Here is a 20,340-nt window from a genome sequence, read left to right on the forward strand (position 1 = left end):
CGGATCAGTTCTGGCGCAGCAACTGCTCCGCCCGGTCGAAGCGTTCCATCTCGATCAGCAAGGCAACATAATCGGCCAGCAGGGAACGGTCGGTGGGGCGTTCCGCGACAAGCCCTTCGTAGACCGCAACCGCCTCCTCATCCGCACCAATGGCACTGAGGCCGGTCGCCTTCCGGCGCCGGGTCTCGAAGTCATCCTCCCCCTTCGCGGCAATGCGTTTCAGCATCTCGCGATAGGCGGCACGGCCCTCCTGCGGGCGGTTCATGCCAGAAAGGGACAGCCCGTAGTAGTACCAGGGCCGATGGTCGGCGCGCTGCTCGGCGTCGGCAACGCGGAAGAACCGGTCCAGGACCTCGACCGCCTTCTCGGCGCGCCCGGCGAACGCAAAGGTGCGGCCTGCCTGCAGCAACCGGTCGGGATCATCGCCGATCCGGCCCAGCAACTTCTCCCAGGCCTGGACCGCCACGTCCGGCTTGGCAGCCTGTTCCGCCCAGTCCGCCATCTGCAGCAGGGGTCGAGTCTCGTCAGTCGGCGGGATCAGGCGGCTGAGCACCTGCCCCACCTCATCGAAGCCACGTTCCGCGATCAGCGCATTGATGTAGGGGGCGAGCACCGGATCCGTCCCCGACAATGGTGGTCCGGGCGCCACGAGCGCGATGGTCCGCGACGTGGCGCCGACGTCATTCAGCAGTTGCAGCCAGGCCGCACGCTCTGCAGCGGTTCCTGCGGACCGGGCACGGCGCGAGAGCCATTCCAGCCCGCGTTCCGGCGGGCGCGGCCCCCAGAGAAACACGAGCTGCTGCACATCGGGCGAATCCGGTCGCGCATCCTGTGCCAGCAGGCTGAAGGCCTGCTCAGCCGCCGGTTTGGCCCCCAGATCAAGCAGCCGGAACGCGGCATTGCGGCGATCCTGGTCACTCAGACGCTTGTCGATCGACCGCAGCGTCACCCAGGCGATCAGATCGTCCTGTCGGCCGGCGGTCGCCAGCGCCTCCTCATACACCGGGGGCCAGGGGCCGGTCGGCTCCGCCCGCGCGATCTTCTCCAGGAACGGCAGGGCGCGGACGGGTCCGGCAACCTCCAGCAATTCGTAGAGCAGCAGGTCGCGCCGGGCTGCGGGCGGGTTGGATTGCAGGCGCCGGACGATGACATCGCCGCGTTCCTTGTCCGCCTTGGCCAGACGCAGCGCCTGCACATAGGCCTCATCCCACTTCGCCGGGTCGGCCTTTGCCAGATCGCGCAGGGCCGGCAGCGCCACATCCCCCAGTCCCGCGTCCAGCAGGGCGAACAGCAATCCCTCCCGCGTGGCCGCATCCATGGTCGGATCGGCAAGTGCGGTTTCCGCAAAGCGGCGCAGGTCCGCCGGGTCACCGCCACGGCCAAGGGCCGCGACATAGGCACTGCGGACCTCCGCTGTCCCGGGCAGCAGGGCGCGCAGGATCGGCACCGCTTCCTCCGCCCGACCGGCCGCGGTCAGTGCCTGGCCCCAGACGAGCGATGCCTCGTTGCCCGGATAGAGCCGCTGCAGCTTCTCCGCTGCCGCGAACGCCAGATCGGGTTTCGCCCCCTGCGCGGCGAGATAATAGATGTCGGAGAGCACCTGACGGCCGGGCTGCGGTGTCGCCTTCAGCCAGGCAAGCACCGGTTCGGCCGTGCCCGACTGGGTCTCAAGTCGCGCCCAGCCCTCCTGCACCTGCGGCGCGGGCCGCTGTTCCCGCAGGCTCCGCAGCAGCGGCAGCCCCTCCCTCGCCTTGCCGAGTTCGAGGTAGAGGTTGGCGAGATTGGCAATGGCAAAGGGTGGTGTCGCGGGATCACGCACCACGGTCTCCAGCAACGCCAGCGCACGCGCATTCTCGCCCAGATCGGTCAGCGTCCGCGCGATGGACAGTCGCGTGGCAAGGGGCGGGTTCGGAACAGCCAGCGCCTTCTCGACCCATTCCCGCGCGGCCTTGTTGTCACCCCGTGCGACCGCGATACGCGCCGCCATGGCCGGCCGTCTGGCCAGGAAGTCCTGGCCGGTTTCCGCCAGCAGCCAGTCGATCAGGGCGAAGTCGCCTTCCTCCGCCGCATTCTCGGCCAGCGAGGCAATCGTGTCTTCCGGCAGCAGGCGCGGATTCTGCCGCCGCGCTTCGGCAAAGGCGAGTTGCGGCTGGTCCAGTTCGATGGCCAGCGCCATCAGGTCGTCGGCGAGCAGCAATGGCTGCGGCTCGCCTGCCGCGCGATCCTGCAGGAAGGCCAGCGCCTGCGGCTTCCGTCCCACTGCGGAAAGTGCGGCGACATAGGCTTCCGCATCCTCCGGTGTACCGGGCAGCAATTCCTTCAGGATCGGCAAGGCCTCCTCCGCCCGACCGCGCGCGATGAGGGCATTGGCATAGATCCGGCGCGTGCGCTCATCCTGCTGCAGCTGGTAGAGGCGCGTCGCGGCATCGAAGGCCAGGGGCTCCGCCCCGCTCTCCGCCGCCAGGAAGTAGATGTCCTCCAGCAACTGCCGGTTCGTTACGCGGGCACGGGTCAGCCACTCCTGCACCTTTCGCGGATCACCGGCACGGGTCTCCAGCCGTGCCCAGCCAGCCTGAACCTGGGTCTCGGAGCGTTGCTCGGCCAGGGACCGCATCAGCGGCAGGCCATCGCGGGCGCGATCCAGTTCCAGATAGAGGGCGGCGAGATTGCCGATTGCCCATGCCGGTGTGTCCGGATCGCGGGCCAGACCTTCCAGGCGCTTCAGGGCACCCGCCTGATCACCAAGCTCTGCCTGCACCCGCGCCAGATCGATGCGGTCATTCAGGCGCAGGTCCGGCAGGGCACTGGCCCTGGCCAGCCATTCCGCTGCAGCCTCGCGGTCATTGCGCGCGATGGCGATACGGGCGGCGGTGACGGGTCGCGCCTGCAGGAACGCCGGACCGAGCGTGGACAGCAGCTTGTCGATGAGTTCGAACCGGCCTTCCAGTGCCGCGGTCTCCGCCAGATAGGCGACAGTATCCCCCGGCAGACGGGTCGGGTCCTGGCGCTGCAACTCCGCGAATGCCAGTGCGGATTGCCCCTGATCGATGGCAAGGGTGATCAGGTCGTCCGCCAGTTGGGGCGGCAGGGCCGTATCTGCGCCGCGCTCCAGCAGGAAGGCCAGCGCATCCGCCCTGCGGTTGGCGGCATTCAGGGCCTCCACCCAGGTTTCCGCATCCTCCGCATCCCCCGGCAACAGGACTTCGAGTACCGCAAGAGCCTGGCCTGTACGCCCGTTGGCAGTAAGCGCCTGACCATAGAGGCGGCGGGATTCACGATCCGGATGGTCCCGGAACAGCCGCTCGGCCGCGAACAGGGCCGAGACGGGTGCAAGTCCTGGTGTGGCGAGCGCGACGATGTCCGTCAGGACATCACGATCGACCAGTCCCTGTTGCTGCAGCCAGGCGAGCAGGGCCTTGTCCTTGCCCGCCTTCGCCGCGATCCGCGCCCAGCCTGCCTCTGCCGCAGGGGAGGGATTGGTGCGCCGCAGACTGTTGAAGGCGGCCAGCCCGGCCTGCAGCCGTTCCGTGTCGATATAGAGCTGCGTCAGTGCGCGGATCATCGCCGCGTTCAGGTCGGGACGTGCCGCGATCCTGTCCAGCAACTGCGCGGCCTTCTGGTCCTCGCCCAGCTTCAGCCAGGCGCGCGCCAGGCGAAACTGCTCATGTGCGGGCAGATCGGCCTCTGCCGCTGCCCGCTGCACCTCGACCACCGCATCGTCACGACGCCCGACACTCAACAGCAACTCCGCCATCAGTGCCGGGTGGGCGGTCCGGAACGGTGCTTCCAGTTCCCCCAGCAGCTTCTGCGCCAGCGCCTGCCGACGGTATGCCACGGCAACATCACCCAGGGCACGCAGACGGAAGTCGGTCAGCCCGGAGTGGTCGCGCCGCAGGGACACCTGCTCCAGCAGGTCGATCTCCTGCCCCTGCATTGCAAGGTCGATGAAGACCGGGAACGCCAGGTCCGGCAGCCTGTCCGCCTTGTCCAGCGCCACGAGACGTTCAAGCGCCACGGTCGCGCGATCGAGACCATCCTGCATCTGCGCCCAGAACACCAGCAGCGGCGGTGAGAGATACAGCTCGCCCTCGAACGCGCGCAGCAGGCGAATCCCCAGCGCGTTCTGATCGCGCTCGGCGGCCTCGCGGATGATCGGCAGGATGGCGGCCCGATTGCCCTTGGCCTCCGCGAAGCGGGCGACAACGTCGGCAGCCCGGTCATCCTCACCATAGGTTCCGGCGATCATGGCGTAGAGCTTCACGGAGCGGATCTCGAAAGCAGTCGGGTTGCTGCGCCACATGCGTTCCAGATACGCCAGGGCCTTCAGCGGTTTCTGATCAGCAGCAGCAAGTTCGGCGGCCTCGAGAAAGTCAGCGGGCCGGGCATTGCCGTCGTCGATCAGTTGCGCAAGGCCCGCCTCCAGCTTCGCGTAGTCACCACGGTAGCGATACAGATCGACGAGCTGTCGCTCCTCCTCCGGCTTGTGCTCCGCCGCAACAACCTCCGCCAGCGTCCGCACGAAATCATCCTGACGCTGGGCGAACCGATAGAATTCGGCCAGCTTCCGTTTCGCGCCGATGTCCTTGGGGCGGCGGGCAATATAGGCTTCCATCACCCGTATCGCCTTTCCGATGTCCCCGTCATGCAGGGCAATATCGGCCAGCGAAGCCACGACCACGACGGAGGTGTCGCCCGCATCCAGCCGTTCCTGCAGCGTGTCCCGCGCCAGGTCCACCTTGTCCGACCGCAACTGCAGCAGTGCCACGTCCTTCTTGCTCGGGATCAGCAACAGGCTGAGCCCGACGCCCAGGACAACGACAACAACCAGCAGGATCAGGTTCAGGCGCACGGTATCGTCAGCCTGCTTCCGCCGGGCGGATCACGATGGCCACCGGCGCGTAGGCATGGGTCGGCAGTTCCACGATCAGCACACCATCGGAGCCGACCGTCTGTTCGTCGCTGACAATGGAACCGTCCGGCAGGGTCGCTTCGGCCCGCCATTGGCCAGGCTTCATGCCACGCCACTGCATCTCGCCATGGCCGAACCCCTCCCCCGTCATGCGCAGCGCGTTGCCGTCCCGGGTCAGATCCCACAGATGCCAGCGCGCATCGACAAGTGATGGTTCCACGGGCAGCGTCCCGCGCGCGACCAGCCTGTATTCCGGCTCCGCGACCGCTTCATCCAGCGCGACATAGAGATTTCCCTGATAGTGGGTGTAGCCCAGAACCCCGACTGCCGACCCCATGTCGACAACGCGGTCATCGGCATTGTCGTGACGGATCGTCTGCATCCGACCGCGATCCAGTACCCGCCAGTGGTCGGGTCCCGGCCTTTCGAAACGGGTGGTATAGAACCCCTCTCCGATGCTGGCGTAATGGCTCGTCGTGATGGGGGTGATACGCTGGCTGCGGGCGAACTCCAGGTTCTTCAGCAGGGCCTGCAGCGCCGCCGGGCGCTCCCCGATATACATGTGGTAGTAGACGTTGATCCCCTTCAGGCGACGCGGGCTCTCGGTATTGCGCAGCGTCAGGATCAGATCCTGATAGCCGAAGTAGCGGCCGGTCCACAGATCGGTATAGGTATTCTCGTTACTGTTGACGGCGAAGATCTGCACCTGCCCGCCGAAGGTTCGGCCCACGGGCGGAACATAGCTTACGGACGGAAACTCCGGATCGAAACGGGAGTCACCGCCGTTGATGTTCAGCAGCCCGGCCTGCCGCGAAGCCGCGATCATGTCCGGTGTCGGGGATGTATTGCCCGACCAGAGGACGACCTCCACCTTCTTTCCCGGTGGCGCGAACTGCTCCACATAGCGCGATGCCTCGCCGAACTCCCGCTCCAGGACGAACGGCTTGCTGCCAAAGCCGCGCGGCACATCGTAAACAGCGGCCAGCAGACCCGACGGCTTGGCTGCATCACTCTCCAGCACCTCCTCGGTCCAGGCAGCGCGATCAAGATGCTTGTACAGCCCGGTGAAGGGCGCTTCCTTCAGGGCCGTGTAGTCCTCGTAGAAACCCCACTCGAACGGATGGCTGTAGGTGTGGTGCGCCACCTCGACCTGCGGCAGTGCGAAGATCTCCCGCGCGAGCTGCTGCGCTTCCGGATCACCCGACCATTCCGGGTCCAGGTCAGCCGCGATGGGGCCGACCGTGATCGGCAGGTCGGGATAGGGTGCGATGGCCTGCTCCAGTACAACCCGGGACGAATAGATCTGGTCCTTGCGGTATCCCTTCACCAGCGAGACGTTGCGCCAGCCGTCGCCGTCGATGTGGCTGAAGTAGATACGGCGGCCGCTCAGGGTCGTGGTATCGGGCTTGGGCAGCTTGTCCGTGTCGAACACGCGACGGATGAAGGCAAAGGGGTTGATGTACCACTGGGTCCTGAAGAAGACCGGATCACGATAATTGACCCAGCCGATCTCCCCGAAGCCACCATTGTCCGATGTGACGACGACATCGCTGGTCGACCCATCCTGTTTCCGGCGGACACGCAGGTGGGACGTACCGACCCCCTCCACGACCTCATAGCGCTCGTGCGGTGGCAGCTTTCCGGCCATCACCCGTTCGAAATCCACCATGTCGGGATCGCGCATCACAACTTCGGTATCGAAGGTGACATTCGTCCATTCACCCAGGATGCGTACGCCGATGCGCTCCAGAAAGCGGTTGGTCCTGGCGCGCGTCGGCACGGGGGAACCGTCGTTGGCGCCGAGAAAGCCCATGTCGCCGAACGAGACGTACTTCTTGCCGGCAATGACCATCTCTTCGAGCCAGTCCAGGAAAGCCGCCGGCCGCCGGATGGCACCATTGTCGAACCAGGTGATCACACCGGCGATGGACGGGTCGGTCACGGCATCGAGGGGCAACGGATCCTCGATATCGTGATACTCCAGCTTCAGGCCCAGGTGGTTGAACGGCATCTCGGCCAGCATGTGCAGCGGATTGGACCGCAGTTCGTCGCCATTCTGGTTGTAGAAGGCGAGCACCGTCCGTGGCGCCTCAGCCGCGTTGGCGGTGAGGGTCAGAAGGGTGAACAGCATTGTGAGGATGAAACGCAACCTACTCTCCCCCGTCACCAGGCAGTGACGGCATCGTTTGTCTGCCCGAAGGCGAATCAGGATAACACAGGTCAATCAAGCAATTGCCATGCCGCGCATGATCTGTTTGGCTGGCCCGATCCGATGCGGAAGGAACCAACCATGCTGCGCGCCCTTGCCCCTGTAGCAGCCCTGTTGCTCAGTGTCGCCTTCATGCTGATGGGCAACGGCCTGCAATCGACCCTTCTGCCCATGCGCGCGCAGCTGGAAGCCTACAGTTCCGTCGAGATCGGTGTCCTGGGTTCCGCCTATTTCGTTGGCTTTGCGCTGGGTTGCTGGCGCGGGGCCATCCTGATCCGCCGGGCCGGACACATCCGCACCTTCGCCGCTGTCGTCGCCATCTCCTCCACCTCCGCCCTTGTCCACGCCCTGGTGACCGAACCGATGGTCTGGTGGGCGGTCCGGCTGCTCTCCGGCGCCTGTGTCGCGATCCTGTTCATGGTCATCGAGAGCTGGCTGAACGAGAAATCCACGAACGAGACGCGTGGGCTGGTCTTCTCCGTCTATACCGCCATCAACCTGACAGTGATCTCGATTGGCCAGCTGATGATCGCCTTCGGCAACCCGGAAGGTTTCCCGCTGTTCCTGATGGCCTCGATCCTGATCTCCTGGGCCGCTGTTCCGGTGGCCATGACCAAATCGGAGAGTCCGGCACCGCCGGAACAGATCGGGGTCCGCATCCGCTACCTGCTGCGCCTGTCACCGGTGGGCTTCATCGGCAGTTTCGTCGTCGGTGTCACCAATGGCGCATTCTGGGCGCTGGCACCTGTCGTCGCACAGGGCGGCACCAGCAATACCGCACTGGCGGCCATCTTCATCGCCGTGGCCGTGATCGGCGGTGCCGCCGGTCAGTACCCGCTGGGCAAGATTTCCGACCGGATGGACCGGCGACGGCTGATCGTTGTCGTCGCCGGGCTCGCGGCCCTGTCGGGAATCGGGCTGGGGATATTCGGGGCGAGTGGCCAGACACTGCTGATGATCATCGGTTTCATCTTCGGCGTCTTCGCCTTCCCGCTGTATTCGCTGTGCGTCGCCCATGCCAACGACTTCGTCGAGGGCAAGAGCTTCGTGGAGGCGGCGAGCGGTCTGCTGCTGACCTACGCCGCCGGGGCGGTCGTCGGCCCGATCCTGGCCTCCATCGTGATTTCCCAGGCCGGGACAGGCGGGCTGTTCTTCTTTACCGCGGCGATCCATGTGATCTTTGCCGGGTTTGTCATCCTCCGTATCCGCCGCCGGGATCCGGTGCCCGAGGCCGAGCGGGGCGATTTCGTCGAGGCTGCCACCGCAGGCCTGACCATCCTGCCGATGGATACCGGCCTTTCGACCCAGGACGATTCGGAGGTGCCGGAGACCAGCGAGACCGGGGATGATGTCCCGGAAGGGTCAGGGGCTGATGCCGATGGGGCTGATGCCGATGGGGCTGATGCCGATGGGGCTGATGCCGATGGGGCTGATGCGGACGGGATCGGGGAGCCGGAATCCGCCACGACGGATGACGCGCAACCCGAAACCGGGGACGACGGCCGGAAACCCTGACCGCTCAGGCCGTCGCCGGTGCGGGCGCCGTCAGCGACCGTTTCCGTCCCCTGACCATGTGCCAGGCACCGAACAGTGCAATCAGGAAACTGAAGGCGCTGGCCTGGAACGAGACGTGGAACCCCTGCTGGCTGGCCTGCAACAGTACCGCACGGCTGAGATGCTCTGTCGCCACAGCGGCCTGCTGCACATCCGAGAGCCCGGCGGCAGCCGCTATCTCGGCGATCTGTGCCAGGTAGGCCTCCGTCACGTGATTGGACGGTTCCTGTGTCGCTGCCAGCAGGTCCTGGAAGAACCCGGTCTGCTGATCCAGCAGGATGGCGAGCAGGTTGACGCCGAACGCCCCGCCGAGCTGGCGGGTGAAGTTCATGGTGGATGAGCCCTGTGCCAGCAGGTGCATGGGCAGCAGCCGCAGCGACCCGGCGCTGAGCGAGGGGAAGATGAAGCCCATGCCCATGCGGCTGATCATGATAAGCCCGGCCAGGGTGAGGAAGTCGGTGTTCACGTCCGCCGACGAGAGCAGATAGAAGGACAGGGCAAACAGGGTCAGCCCGAAACCGGTGATGTAGCCCGGCTCGTAACGGTCGGCCAGGCGGCCGGTGATCGGGATCAGGCAGATCATCGAGAGACCGGCTGGCACCAGCAGAAGGCCCGACTGGGTCGGGGTCAGTCCCTGGATCGTCTGCACGAACAGCGGGATCAGGTAGGTGGAGCCGAACAGGCCCGCGCCCAGCACGAAACTGATGATCCCGGCCCCGATGAAGCCCGGTTGCAGGAAGATGCGGATCTGCAGCATCGGCAGCGGTGTTATCCGTTCCCACCACACGAAGATGACAAAGGCCGCACCGGCCAGGACGAAGCGGCCGATGACCCATGTGTCACGCCAGCCATCGATCTGGCCGTCCGTGAAGGCCGTCAGCAGGCTGATCAGGAATCCCACCAGCAGGCCGAATCCGATCCAGTCGAACTTCGGCCGCTCGTCCGCCGTGGCCCCCGACGGCAGGAAGATGGATGACAGCAGGATGCCGATCATGGCCATCGGCACCCCGGCAAAGAAGACGTAGCGCCAGCCGAAGCCATCCACCAGCAGGCCGCCGATGAAAGGTCCCACCGCCGGGGCCATCACGACGCCGACGCCATAGAGGCCCATGGCCGTGCCGCGCTTTTCCGGCGGGAACACCTGATAGACGGAGACCATGGCCATGGGCTGGATCACGCCGGCGGCCGCCCCCTGCAGGATACGGCTGAGAATCAGGGCGTCGGTGGATGTGCTGAGACCGCCCAGCAGGCCACCCAGCAGGAACAGTCCCAGACAGAAAAGCATCGTTGCCCGCTGTCCGAAGGACTTCATGCACCAGTCCACCAGCAGCATCGTTCCGGTCATCGAGGCCAGGAAGCCCGTGGAAAGCCACTGGGCCGTGATCTGGTCGATACCGAAAGCGCCCATGATGTCAGGAATGGCAACATTCACGATGGTGGCGGCCAGCACTGCCGAAATCGTCGTCGACATGGCCGTCAGCATGGCCAGCCAGCGATAGCCGGGGCCGAAACGCTGGAAAAGGACCTCAGTTGTTTCCGGCATCACCCGCACCGGGCTCACCGGTATCAATGACGACTTCAACCATCATGCCCGGACGCAACAGCGACCGTTGCCCCTGAATGTCGATGCGAACCGGCACCCGCTGCGTCACCTTGGTGAAGTTGCCCGACGGGTTCGGATTGGGCAGCAGGGCGAACTGGCTGGTGGCCGCCGGGCCGATCCAGGTGACACGGCCGGAAAGTTTCATGTCGGGATAGGCGTCAACGGTGATCGCAGCCGTCGAACCGACCGCGAAGCGGTTGATCTCGGTTTCCTTCACGTTCGCCGCAACCCAGACATTCTCCGGATCATGCAGCATCAGCAGGCGCGTGCCGGGCCGGACATATTCGCCTTCCTCGACGAAGGTCCGGTCCACGATGCCGTTGATTCCGCTGATGATATCCAGATCGGAGAGCTGCACCTCATGCTGCTCCAGGCGCGCCTGCAAGGCTGCGGCCTCGGCGGTCAGGGCGCTGAGTTCCTGTTCGATCACCGCGACCCGGATCTCCTCGGCCTCGACCTCGCCCAGTTCCGCCTCGGCCTCCCGCACGGCGGCGCGCGCCTGCAGCAACTGCCGGTCGGCATTGGTGAAGGTGGTACGCAGCCCGTCCAGGCGCTGCGCCGCGATCACCTTGCGCTGGAACAGCTTCTCACCGCGCTTGAGTTCGGTCTCGGCGCTGGCGCGCGTGGCGCTGGCCGCATTCTCGGCGGCAACGGCGACATCGATATGGGCCTTCGCCACCTTCAGGGCGGAACTGTTGCGCCGGATGATCAGACTGCGCTCCGCCTCCAGCCGGGCCCGCTGGGCCACGATCCGGTCGATCTCCGCCCGCGCCTCCAGGATCCGCAAGCGCACGGTGCGCTTGTCCATGCTGACCAGCACCTGACCGGGTTTCACCAGATCGCCTGTCCCGACCTGCAGATCGACCACGCGCCCGGCCTCCTGCGCGCTGATCGTCACCATGTCGGAGGCGATACGGGAATCAATGATGAAGACATGCACCTGACGGTCATGGAACCACTTGGCACCGAACCACAGGCCCGCCCCCAGCACCACGGCCAGAACGACAAGGCGGACGATGCGTCCGCGGCGGCCTTCGCGACGGCCACCCTGCTCCGACATGGTCAGTTCCGGGGTCGTGGGGGCGTTCATGCGGCCCTGCCCTGAGCCGGTTCTCCGGCACTTTCGCCGTCGAGGCGTGCCCGCATGATGTCGAAGATCTCGGTACAGCGGGCAAGTTCGGCCGGCGCGAATCCTTCCGTCACTTCCTGGCGCAATCCGTCGGCTATGGCCTCGATCTCCGCCAGCACGGGGATCGCACGCTCCGTCAGATGAACTGTCTTGGCCCGGCGGTCACGGGGATCTGCCCGGCGCTGGATCAGATCAGCCGCTTCGAGCGAATTCAGCAGGCGCACCAGAGTCGGTCCCTCGATCCCGATATGATCGGCAAGCTGGGTCTGCTGCATGCCGTCACCACCGCGCGCGATCTGCAGCAATGCCGTCCAGCGCGCCTGGGTCAGTCCGGTTGACCGCAGGCGCTGATCCAGCTTCCACCGCCAGCGACGCGACATGCGCACCATGGCCAGCGCGAAGCCGATCCTGATCTCGTCTTCCTGTGTGCTCATCGGAAATCATTAGCAAGCTAATCAATTTTCACCAATGCGTTTCACCGGCACCGGCCATGCGGACTTCCGACACCTGGGAGTCACCGTTGCAGGCCTTCACCCGGCATCGACGGACATCAGCAACGTGCGGGGTGCGACCTGCGCGCCTTCCTCGACCGTCACTTCCGTGACCTTGCCGGATGCGCCCGCGACGATCTCGTGCTCCATCTTCATCGCTTCCAGGATCGCGACCACCTGGCCCTTCTTCACCTGGTCACCCGTCTTCGCCAGCAGTTTCAGCACCCGCCCGTTCATGGGTGCCGCGATGGCACCATCGCTGTCCGCCGCCGCTGCCGCGCGGTCCCGCCACGTGGTCTCCTCCGCAATCAGATCCGCCCTTTCGGTCTGCAGGTGCAGCCGGTCATCCACGATGGCGAAGATGGCACGATGGCTGGCCCCGTCCTGACGCCAGACAATCTCGCCCTCACCGAAGCAGCAGCCGTCAAACGCCAGGGACGCCTCGCCGATACTCACCTGGCAATCATCTCCACCGTGCCAGATCACGGACAGTTCCGTGCTCTCCCCAGCCACCTCCAGCACCATCGGGCTGCGGGGGGTCTGGCCGGAACTGCGCCAGCCCTGCCAGGCGGGCGGCACATCGCCGAGATGGTGACGGAACAGGATCACCGCGGCGAGAGCCAGATCCGCATCCGTCGCTTCCGCATGGGCCAGACTGGCCTTGGGAAACTCGGTCTCGATGAAGGCCGTTGTCGCACCGCCCGCGGCGAAGGTGGCATTCTCCAGCGCATCGATCAGAAAGCGACGGTTGGTCTCCAGCCCCAGCAGCTCGGTCCGGCGCAAGGCGTTCGCCAGACGGATGCGCGCCGTATCCCGGTCCGGTCCATGCGCCATGATCTTGGCGATCATCGGATCATAGAACGGTGTGATCTCCTGCCCCTCCGACAGGCCGGCATCGACACGCACACCCTCTCCCTCCGGCACCCGCCAGCGGTGGGCAGTGCCGGTGCGCGGCAGGAATCCCTTGGCCGGACTCTCGGCATAGAGCCGGACCTCGATGGCATGCCCGCTCAGGCTCACCTGTTCCTGCGTCAGCGGCAGTTCGGCACCTTCCGCCACCCGGATCTGCCATTCGACAAGGTCGGTGCCGGTGATCATCTCCGTTACCGGATGCTCCACCTGCAGGCGGGTGTTCATCTCCAGGAAATAGAAGGCCCCACTCTCGTCCAGCAGGAACTCCACGGTGCCCGCTCCGCGATAGCCGATGGACTTCGCAGCCTGCACGGCCGCCTCCCCCATGGCCGCGCGGATCTCCGGCGTCACGGCAGGGCTCGGCGCTTCCTCGATCACCTTCTGGTGGCGGCGCTGGACGGAGCAGTCACGCTCCCCCAGGTGAATGACGTTGCCATGGGAATCCGCAAAGACCTGGATCTCCACATGCCGGGGCCGCACCACCGCACGCTCCAGGATCAGGCGATCATCGCCGAAGGCATTCTTCGCCTCCGACCGCGCGGTCTTCAGCGCCCGCTCCAGCTTCGCCGGATCGTCGACCAGACGCATGCCGCGCCCGCCGCCACCGGCACTGGCCTTCACCATCAGCGGGAAACCGATCCGTTCCGCCTCGGCCAGCAGGCGGGCGTCGTCCTGCTCCGCATCCTGATAGCCCGGCACACAGGGCACGCCCGCGTCGATCATGCGCAGCTTCGACCGCGCCTTGTCCCCCATCAGGTCAATCGCCTCGATGGGGGGGCCGACAAAGGTCAGCCCCGCATCGGCACAGGCGCTGGCAAACCCGGCGTTCTCGCTCAGGAAGCCATAGCCGGGATGCACGGCATCCGCCCCGCTTGCCGCCACTGCCGCCAGTATCCGTTCCACGGAAAGATAGCTCTCGCCCACGGGGGCCGGGCCGATCAGGACGGCCTGATCCGCCATAGCCACGTGCGGCGCGCCGGTATCGGCGGCCGAATGCACGGCCACGGTTCGAATTCCCAGCCGCTTCGCGGTGCGAATGACCCGACAGGCGATCTCGCCACGGTTGGCAACCAGCAAGGTCCGGATCGTCATCTGCGCCCTCCCCAAGGCCGTCGTGAGCTACCCCGGGGAAGCTAGAACAATGTTCTGCCGTCGGGAAGCCTCCGTAACGCATAGGCGACCTCACCACGCCAAAATGGATGACATCGAAAATGATGAGAAAAAATTCTCAAAAGACAGATTTCTAACGAAATCAATCAAATTTCATAACTATTGCCGCGCAAAGTCAACATTACATTATCAAGAATATTACTGTTTCTGAAAGTTGTATTTCCCATCACTATTGTTCGAAGTTGGCGCAAGCCTGCCAACGGCGCCAGATCGACGGCCTCAAAATCACTGATTACCAGCTCCTGCAAACTCTTCAATGCGGCAAGAGCGCTGATATCCAACAGTCGATTGCCTGCGATAGAGAAACTCTTCAGATCAATCAAGTTGCCGAGAGCCGTCAGGTCACTCACCTGGTTTGCCTGCACCCTTAGGCTGGTGAGGCTGGTGAGGTTGCCGAGAGCCGTCAGGTCACTCACCTGATTTGCGTGCACCGTGAGGCTGGTGAGATGCCGCAATTCCTCAAGAGGTCGAATACTTGTTTGCTCAGGAAGCTTGAGACTTTCCAGATTGTCCAAACCAGCAAGGTGAGCTCCCCACCTAAGCATATCAAAATTTGTGGGGTCTATCCCCTCAGCATACGTAACGATTGACGCGGTTGCGTGACCGTGACAGCCTTCCCGGATAAGGGGAGGGAATGATGGTCTCAATTGTGCCGCCTTTGCAGGTTTCTTGCACGGGCCGTGATGCTGACCACCATCATATTGAGATTCGCCAGTTGGCGAAGTCACTTGACGGTGTCGGGCGTCTTTCTTCATCAATACTAGGATTTTACCTTCAAGGTGAGGTTAGAAAGGATTATAGGGCGCAAGATTTTCGCATTTACACTGGCCCACCCCAAGAGAATGGTGTATTATTTGAAATATTCGCGTTGATGAATTCGTCGCAGTTGCCGTTATATGCCCCTATGTTAGTTGAAGTGGGTGAGAGTTTTTTGCCGTGGATATGGTCGGCTGTGGTTGGTCGCGGAAGTGGAGACGCTAAATTGACCGAGAAGGCGCTTGATATGCTGGACAAGCAAGCTGAACGGCACGATGCATTCGCAAACGTGGTTCACGCGGGCCAGATGCGCGACAAGGCATGGATGCAGGAGCAAATAACCGCTCTGACGCACGTTAACCGGACGGCGCTTCGCGAACTTCCGGCTCCGGTAGGGCATTCGTGCAACGATCAGGTGATTTACAAGAATTCAGTGTCGCCGACGATCATTGATGAGCCGGTTGCTCAAGCGTTAAGGTCGAAGGGTGAAATGGAGGTTGCGGACGAGATGGAAACAACAATGACCATTCGGTCACTGAACCTCGATACTGGTACTGGTTCTGCGGATTGGGACGGGGAAGAAGGTGGCCGAATTTCGATCAAAGTTACTGATCCCGCACTGGCTCTGCCAAAGAACGTTTACAGTGGATCTTTGGATGGGCAAATCCCGATAGCCGTAACTGCGAAACCGGTCTTGAAAGACGGAGAGATTTCGCGGCTGTACGTCAGCGATGCTCGGGCCAAATGATCTCGCTTCGCAAGGCTCTGAAAGAAGGCAAGCTGGAAGAGTTCATCCGAGAGCATGAGAAGGACGCCCCCGGCGATCTGGAGAAGCTGGACAAGGCCATCAAGCGTCCTGCTTCGGATAAGTCGAAAGCAACTCCGAAAGCATCGTCTCGGGGCGCATCCGACGATTGAAGCGGTACTCGAATTCCTTGGCGTAGCGCTCAAGGTACTCCGGGGATACGCTGGTGTGCGTTCCCTTGATGGAGCATTTCAGGTGACGCCAGAAGTTCTCAATGGCGTTGACCGTGGTGCCGTCTTCGGCAACGTACTGCCCGGTCGAATGATTGACCGTCCCGTGGTCGTAACCGGCTTCTGACAGCCCATTGTAGGACTTGAGCTCGTCGGTATCGACCATCGTGCCTTTGGCAACGTTGGCCTCGATGATCGGCTGGAGAGTGGCGCGGCGGACATTGGGAACAACCTTGAGCATCAGGTTGCCTTCACGCTGGAGCATACCAAATACGACCGTCTTGCCAGCGGCACCACGACCGCGTTTGCCCTTGCGGACACCGCCAACCATGGTTTCGTCAATCTCGACCGTGTGACCGGCACCGCCCAAGGGGGCTTCGCCGTCGATCTCGGCCATGTGCTCACGGACCTTCTGGCCCATGCGCCATGCCGTCTTGTAGGTCACGCCAGTCTGACGCTGGATCTCCTTCGCGGAGACCCCGTGTCGTGTCGTGGTGAACAGGAAGATCACATAGAACCACGTCTGGAGCGACGTGCGGGACTTCTCGAAGATCGTGCCAACTGTAGGATGGATATGATGACCGCACCACTGGCAGGAGAAGGCGCGTTCGGCCTTGATCGGATACCAGCGGGCTTCACGCTCGCACTTGGGGCAGACGTGATCCTGGCCGAACCGAACGTCGAACAGGTGCGCCAAGCAGGCATCGTCATCATGGAACTGCTTGAAGAATTCACGGACTGTCGTCGGCTTGGGCATGGATCATTTCTCCTATGCCCTTTAGATGGTGACCGTCCTACCGTATGTCAAGGGGATAGACCCCAAATTTGTCCCGAAAAACACCAGGCTTTTGACATTCTTCAATAGGGCCAAATCTTCCGGACGTTGAATTTCCGCACTTGCGCCAGTAAAATCCAAAATCTCGACTTTCCGGGCAAAATTACTTTCAAGTTTTTTCCCGGACAACAACATTTCAAGCACAATTTTCTCGGCTTCGACCACATCCGGATCTCTCTGCCGCACGCCCACTTCTCCAGGCTTTCGCCGAGAAACCTTCAGACGCTCGCTTGTAGCCTCAAGTGCTGATGCGAGCCCACGAATCTGATCATAGGCAAGGTCCCGAACGCGCCCATTGAATGCGCTCCATTCCTTGTGCCAAATCTGAGCAACATCGGCGCCAATTCTTATGCCGTCAGCCGTCTTGACCAGTATGTCCGGAAGCATGGACATCGCCTTGCTCGCAGAATGGTACCAGCGCGCAACGACAGGTCTGATACGGATCTGGGATTGGATCGAGTGGCCGAGATTGGCACTATCCTGGAGTTGACGATGAAGCTTTTCGACCTCCCTGGAGCCTGGAATCGCCATCTGATCGAGATCTGCGCGTGCTGACAGCGATCCGGCAACAACATTTTCCGCACCTCTCGAGATGTTGGCAAATGCACCGTCATTTCCGAACCGGAGGGTTTCCTCTGCAACGACGGCGTCGTCATACTTCTCCTGCGCCTGAGATCTATATTCGTCGAGCGCAGTTCCAACCGCTCCGTAAAGTCGCATGATTGCGAGGTCCAAAGGGCAATCACGCGTGAAGTATACTTCGTCATCATCCTGCGAATCCGGTTCTGCACCCTCCAAATAGAAGTGATCACGACGAACCAGCGGGAGCATATGACGAGCGAAGTTCAGGGGCTCGAGACACCCCTCGGCAGTTCCATCCTTGAGGTGCCTGAGCGAACTGGAGATTTCCTGCAGCGCTTCAATGGGGAATTCGCGCGGAAGCAGGTTGACACCGCGCAGAGTGTCTGCTGCCGCTTCAGCTTCCCTAGCAACTTGCTCCAGTTCACGCATGAGCTGTGGGTTCGGAGCGACATGATCCAACGCCATGTCACAAAGCATATGAGACTATCGGGGATCTTGCCAGTGGGCTCAATGAAGCCGGAGCGAATTAACGCCATTGGGCGCTTCTTCTTCAGCCAACACGCCTAAAAATTGCAGATCCTCACCACCCAGACAGCTGGACTTCCGGGTGGACGGGGTCATCCACCGCAAGAACGCCAATGTTCTGGAAAACTGGAGCGGGCGATGAGATTCGAACTCACGACCCTAACCTTGGCAAGGTTATGCTCTACCCCTGAGCTACGCCCGCTCGCGAGGTCGGGGATTTAAGCCAGTTCGGCGGGACTGGCAACCCCCAATTTCAGCCATTCAACAACTGGATTGCCGGGTCGACCGGCGACGGCGTCAACCGGTGGGGCTTGTCGTGTCCTCGATCCCCGCTTCCGCCAGCATCTCCCGCACCTCCGCCACGACATCCTTCAGGTGGAACGGCTTGGAGAGCACTTTCGCGGGGGCGCGATGGCGGCGGTTGGACTGCATCGCGACGGCGGCGAAACCGGTGATGAACATGACCTTGATGTTGGGGTCCGCCCGCTCGGCCCGGCGCGCCAGCTCGATTCCGTCGATCTCCGGCATCACGACGTCGGCCAGCAGCAGGTCGAAACGATTCGGTCCCAGATGCACCAGGGCCTCGATCCCGTCCCGCGCGGCAATGACCTCATGACCATCGCGCCGCAGCGCACGTGCGAGATAGGGACGGAGGGAGTTGTCATCTTCCGCCAGCAGTATGCGCGCCATGCCTTGATCGCCCCGAGCCGTTGTACCGTGTCACGGTCGACAGGGTGGCAGAACCATCCAGTCCTGCACAACTGTCCACCGCGTCTGTTCAACTCACGTTAAGGCCAATTTGCGAAGAAAGCGTTGCATTGCTCACAGATTGCCGGATAGCTGAACATCATGCAGATCGACCCGCGCCTCGTCCTGATCGACCCGCCGCTGGCCATTCACCAGCCAGCGAGCCAGACATTGCCCGTGGTGCTGACCTCTCCGCATTCCGGTCGCGACTATCCGGCACAGTTTCAGGCGGCCTCCCGTCTCGACACGCTGGCCCTGCGAAAATCGGAGGACAGCTTTGTCGAGGAGATATTCCTGGCCGCCAGCCGTCTGGGCGCCCCGCTGCTGCGGGCCCGGTTTCCCAGGGCCTATTGCGACGTGAACAGGGAACCCTACGAACTGGACCCGACCATGTTCGACGACGACCTGCCCGCCCACGCGAACACCAGCTCGGTGCGCGTGGCCGGCGGTCTGGGCACGATTGCCCGGGTGGTGGCGGGGGGCGAGGACATCTATCGCGCCAAACTGCCCTACGCGGAGGCGGAGCGTCGCATCCGACACTACTACCGCCCCTACCATGCTGCGCTGGCGGAGCTTGTCGACACCACCCTGGCGCAGTTCGGGCAGTGCATCCTGATCGACTGCCACTCCATGCCCTCCATCGCGTTGCCGGTGGCCGGGCGCAGGGTTGGTGACAGGCCGGATATCGTGCTGGGTGACCGGTTCGGGACTTCCTGCCACCGCGATCTGACCGACAGGGTCGAGACCGAACTCAGCGCCCTCGGCTATCGCGTCGGTCGCAACGCGCCCTATGCCGGCGGTTTCACCACCGCACACTACGGACGTCCCGCCATGGGACTGCATGCGCTGCAGATCGAGATCAACCGCGCCCTCTACATGGATGAGGCCCGGTTCACCCGCCGCCCGGAACTGCATAGGATCAGTCAGGACATGGCGGAAATGGTGCGGCGCATCATGTCCAGCATCTCGTTCACCTGACATTCGGATACCGGCACCAGGCAAAAAAAATAGGCCGCCCCGTTGCCGGGACGGCCCAAGTCTAGGGAGGAAACGCCCAATCAGGGCCACGGCAGAGAGCAGACTCTCATGCCGCAGGAGCGAGCATATCTCGCAATTGCGAAAAGAAACAAGGGAAAAATTTCCGTCAGGGAATTCGCGCCCGTTTCCGTCTGCCCGAACTGGCCTGGTGCTTGCTTTTCAGAAACCCATGAAAATATTCAGCCACATCCCCGACCGCGCCCCCCTGGCCCTGTTCTGCGGCCTCATCATGCTCGCGCTTGCCGTGCCTGTTGCGGCGAAACCCGTGGAAACAGAGACCCGTGCGTCCATCTGCCGTGACGCGGCGCTGGCGGCGGAGCGTCGCCACAATATCCCCAGCGGACTGCTGGCTGCGGTCGCCGTGGTCGAATCAGGCCGGGCAATTCATGCCGGGGCGGACATTTCTGCCTGGCCCTGGACGATCCATGCCGAGGGTCGGGGCCGCTGGCACGACGCGAAGTCCGAAGCGGTTGCCGCTGTGCAGGCGCTGAAGGCGAAGGGCGTGAAGAACATTGATGTCGGCTGCATGCAGGTGAACCTGCGCTATCACCCGGAAGCCTTCGACGATCTGGAAGGCGCGTTCGACCCGGCGACGAACGTCGAGTATGCCGCGACCTTCGTGAAACAGCTCTTTGCGGAGACCCGGTCGTGGTCACGGGCGATCTCCTTCTACCACAACCGCGAGCCGCAGCGCGCCAATGCCTACCGCCGCAAGGTCATGGCCGCCTGGGCCGGGGAACGTCAGCACGCCGTGAACCAGATCCGGCTGGCCAGCAAGCCCGCCACCGGCATCAGGTTCCGCACCAGTTCGAGCCAGGTGCGCAACCTGCGCCTGCGCCCGTCACCCTATATCAGTGTGAAATCCGGCCAGCCGCGCATTCGCGGCTATTGAGTGTCCCACAGGC

General features: G+C 63.3%; 14 protein-coding genes and 1 tRNA gene. 4 read left to right on the forward strand and 11 right to left on the reverse strand.

What is annotated here, in order from left to right; translation table 11 throughout:
- Window positions 1-4: 4 nt before the first annotated feature.
- Window positions 5-4,849 carry a hypothetical protein gene (locus QGV54_RS15395; RefSeq protein WP_281019821.1) on the reverse strand — a complete coding sequence of 1,615 codons (4,845 nt, stop codon included), beginning with the start codon at window positions 4,847-4,849 and terminating at the stop codon, window positions 5-7.
- 7 nt (window positions 4,850-4,856) lie between these two features.
- Complete coding sequence (locus tag QGV54_RS15400; RefSeq protein WP_281019820.1) at window positions 4,857-7,058, reverse strand: hypothetical protein; 2,202 nt, start codon at window positions 7,056-7,058, stop codon at window positions 4,857-4,859.
- A 141-nt stretch (window positions 7,059-7,199) separates the two neighbouring features.
- Between QGV54_RS15400 and QGV54_RS15405 the strand changes: the two genes are divergently transcribed.
- Window positions 7,200-8,633 carry an MFS transporter gene (locus QGV54_RS15405; RefSeq protein WP_281019819.1) on the forward strand — a complete coding sequence of 478 codons (1,434 nt, stop codon included), beginning with the start codon at window positions 7,200-7,202 and terminating at the stop codon, window positions 8,631-8,633.
- A gap of 4 nt (window positions 8,634-8,637) precedes the next feature.
- On the opposite strand, the gene QGV54_RS15410 is transcribed toward QGV54_RS15405, so the two are convergent.
- The 5 genes from QGV54_RS15410 to QGV54_RS15430 all read right to left on the reverse strand — a co-directional run bounded on the left by QGV54_RS15410 (window position 8,638) and on the right by QGV54_RS15430 (window position 14,492).
- Window positions 8,638-10,215 carry a DHA2 family efflux MFS transporter permease subunit gene (locus QGV54_RS15410; protein ID WP_281019818.1) on the reverse strand — a complete coding sequence of 526 codons (1,578 nt, stop codon included), beginning with the start codon at window positions 10,213-10,215 and terminating at the stop codon, window positions 8,638-8,640.
- Entirely contained in the window at window positions 10,199-11,365 is a 1,167-nt protein-coding gene (locus QGV54_RS15415; RefSeq protein WP_281019817.1) for an HlyD family secretion protein, read from the reverse strand. The genes QGV54_RS15410 and QGV54_RS15415 overlap by 17 nt, the downstream gene beginning before the upstream one ends.
- A complete protein-coding gene (locus tag QGV54_RS15420) occupies window positions 11,362-11,838 on the reverse strand; it encodes a MarR family transcriptional regulator (RefSeq protein ID WP_281019816.1) in 477 nt (158 codons plus the stop codon). Before QGV54_RS15420 ends, QGV54_RS15415 begins: the two co-directional genes overlap by 4 nt.
- Before the next feature lie 96 nt (window positions 11,839-11,934).
- On the reverse strand, window positions 11,935-13,899 hold the full coding sequence (locus tag QGV54_RS15425) for an acetyl-CoA carboxylase biotin carboxylase subunit (protein WP_281019814.1): 1,965 nt from the start codon (window positions 13,897-13,899) through the stop codon (window positions 11,935-11,937).
- A 164-nt stretch (window positions 13,900-14,063) separates the two neighbouring features.
- Window positions 14,064-14,492, reverse strand: coding sequence for a hypothetical protein (locus tag QGV54_RS15430; RefSeq protein ID WP_281019980.1), 429 nt, complete (start codon window positions 14,490-14,492; stop codon window positions 14,064-14,066).
- A 122-nt stretch (window positions 14,493-14,614) separates the two neighbouring features.
- Here QGV54_RS15430 and QGV54_RS15435 point away from each other — a divergent pair, with 122 nt between their 5' ends.
- The gene (locus QGV54_RS15435) at window positions 14,615-15,481 is read left to right on the forward strand and encodes a hypothetical protein (RefSeq protein ID WP_281019981.1); all 867 of its coding nucleotides are present in this window, start codon (window positions 14,615-14,617) and stop codon (window positions 15,479-15,481) included.
- Window positions 15,482-15,580: 99 nt separating this feature from the next.
- Here QGV54_RS15435 and QGV54_RS15440 read toward each other — a convergent pair whose 3' ends face one another.
- From QGV54_RS15440 to QGV54_RS15455, 4 genes are all read right to left on the reverse strand, one after another.
- Window positions 15,581-16,465 carry an IS1595 family transposase gene (locus QGV54_RS15440; protein WP_281019982.1) on the reverse strand — a complete coding sequence of 295 codons (885 nt, stop codon included), beginning with the start codon at window positions 16,463-16,465 and terminating at the stop codon, window positions 15,581-15,583.
- Between the two features lie 21 nt (window positions 16,466-16,486).
- Complete coding sequence (locus QGV54_RS15445; protein WP_281019812.1) at window positions 16,487-17,554, reverse strand: hypothetical protein; 1,068 nt, start codon at window positions 17,552-17,554, stop codon at window positions 16,487-16,489.
- Between the two features lie 223 nt (window positions 17,555-17,777).
- Window positions 17,778-17,852, reverse strand: a tRNA-Gly gene (locus QGV54_RS15450).
- 95 nt (window positions 17,853-17,947) lie between these two features.
- Window positions 17,948-18,340, reverse strand: coding sequence for a response regulator (locus QGV54_RS15455; protein ID WP_281019811.1), 393 nt, complete (start codon window positions 18,338-18,340; stop codon window positions 17,948-17,950).
- A 159-nt stretch (window positions 18,341-18,499) separates the two neighbouring features.
- On the opposite strand from QGV54_RS15455, the gene QGV54_RS15460 reads away from it, so the two are divergent.
- Window positions 18,500-19,375 carry an N-formylglutamate amidohydrolase gene (locus tag QGV54_RS15460; RefSeq protein ID WP_281019810.1) on the forward strand — a complete coding sequence of 292 codons (876 nt, stop codon included), beginning with the start codon at window positions 18,500-18,502 and terminating at the stop codon, window positions 19,373-19,375.
- A gap of 229 nt (window positions 19,376-19,604) precedes the next feature.
- Complete coding sequence (locus QGV54_RS15465) at window positions 19,605-20,327, forward strand: transglycosylase SLT domain-containing protein (protein ID WP_281019809.1); 723 nt, start codon at window positions 19,605-19,607, stop codon at window positions 20,325-20,327.
- Window positions 20,328-20,340 lie beyond the last annotated feature (13 nt).

It is taken from the genome of Minwuia sp. IMCC3060, assembly GCF_029909435.1.
GTDB lineage: Bacteria > Pseudomonadota > Alphaproteobacteria > Minwuiales > Minwuiaceae > Minwuia.